We start from the raw sequence: 1,589 nt of genomic DNA, 5'->3' as shown, positions 1-1,589 counted from the left end.
TCGTCGAACTGCGCCGCCAAACGCAGAGTGAGTTCCGCACTGGCCAAAATCCGGGGAATCTCGATCGGGAGGCTGGAGAATCCCTCCCTAACCACATCGGCAGGATCGATTCGGGGGGTAACGCCATCCCGCCCCGTGGCCTCGATCACATAGCGGAATCCGCCCCGAACGCCCCCTGCTGGTGCACCTCGACCAAGCCCTACGCCGACTGCCACGGCCGCCCGCCCACGGCGTGAGCGGCAAACTGGGCGCGATCAGTCGACCATGCCCCAGGCGGCGGCGGTGGGCGTCCCGGCCCAACCGTCTCCGGTCTGCCAGATTGCGGCAATGCCTTGGTCTTCCAGGTAGGGCCCATACGCGCCGATGTCCTCGGAGAACAGAGCGATCAGGTGGGGGGCGGCGAGCTGCTTCTCCCGATAAAGGAAGTAGCCGTACTCGCGAAGTTGCCCGACAGCCTCTCGCACGGCTGCCGTCACGTCTCCCTTCCGCACGACCTTGACCTCAACGAGCCACTCCGGATCGCCGGGAGACAGCACATCCCCCTGCTTGAGGATCAAGTCCTTCGGGTGGATGTGCACGTTCCGCGGCATGTAACTCCGCGTCTCGATATAGGCACCGAATTCCCTGATCAGCTCCTCGTGCTTCTGGCTCTTCACCTGCTGCTGTGCAGCGATGTTCGCGATGTACCCGCTGCTGTCCCGAGGCTTGAACCCCAAGGCGACGGGCTCGGGTGCGGATATGGACCTGGACGTGGTTGAGGGCGAGGACGAGGATGCGGTTGAGGGCTTCCGGCGCCTCTGTTCCGGCAGGACGGCAGACACGTGGTCGTCATCGTCCGCGGCCTTACGCCAAGCAGCGTCCGCTGCCGCGGCTCGCTGAAGGAGGCTCGTGGCCACCCGCAGATCCTCTTGTAGTTGCTCCTCCACGGGCATGGCATCGACCTCATAGCGTCGCGCCGCCACACTCGCGGCTTCATACGCCTCAGGACGCTTCCCACGACCCAGCACGGGACGTTGTCCCCACTGCTGCCCGAGGGTGGGTGGCAGAGATCCGTGGAGCCGTGCGGAGCGTCGCTCCAACTGCGCCAGGATGGCTTGCCGCTCCTTGATCTTGTCGCTGAGATCGGTGACCCCTTGCTGGACGGTGAGGGTCACCGAACTCAGGTCCGTGCTGAAGATGAAGGCGAGGTACAGGCCCTTCTTGGGGTCAGTGTTGATCTCAGGATCGAAGAGGCCGATCCATGGCGCACTCGCCGCGCTCCCGTTCCCGCCGTACCCAGCAACAACCAGGTTGCCCAGCGGCCCGAGATCGCTGCGGCCGGCCACACCGCGCAGCACCTGCTGGCCGGGCACTCCCTTACCCGTACCAGCCTTCTGGTCGTAGGTCCCTGCAACCTCAAGAAGCAAATCCCGCATCGTCATGGCACGAAGCTACGCACAAGCCAAAGCGAGTCAATCCCATTCGATCAGATTTCAATCAGCTTGCGCCGCCACCAACTCCTCATCTGGGGAGTGCTTTCGCCCCCCGCCGCTCGGGGAACAGCAGCAGCTGTTGGTGGCCGCGGGCTGTGGCTGTGGGTGGGGTGGGGC

At 64.8% G+C, this 1,589-nt stretch carries 2 protein-coding genes; one reads left to right on the top strand and one right to left on the bottom strand.

Going from position 1 to position 1,589, the window contains the following annotated elements:
• Positions 1-8: 8 nt before the first annotated feature.
• Entirely contained in the window at positions 9-236 is a 228-nt protein-coding gene (locus tag HYE82_RS39600; protein ID WP_369009827.1) for an SEC-C metal-binding domain-containing protein, read from the top strand.
• A gap of 18 nt (positions 237-254) precedes the next feature.
• On the opposite strand, the gene HYE82_RS36400 is transcribed toward HYE82_RS39600, so the two are convergent.
• Entirely contained in the window at positions 255-1,421 is a 1,167-nt protein-coding gene (locus tag HYE82_RS36400; protein ID WP_179178497.1) for a DUF3578 domain-containing protein, read from the bottom strand.
• Between the last annotated feature and the right edge of the window lie 168 nt (positions 1,422-1,589).

This window comes from Streptomyces sp. BR123, from assembly GCF_013401435.1.
Taxonomy (GTDB): Bacteria; Actinomycetota; Actinomycetes; order Streptomycetales; family Streptomycetaceae; genus Streptomyces.
The sequence above is the reverse complement of the archived record's forward strand: the minus strand, read 5'-3'. Positions and strand labels throughout refer to the sequence as shown.

Excerpts from the sequence above, each read along its gene's own strand:
- HYE82_RS36400 (WP_179178497.1), bottom strand. The coding sequence starts at position 1,421 with ATGACGATGCGGGATTTGCTTCTTGAGGTTGCAGGGACCTACGACCAG.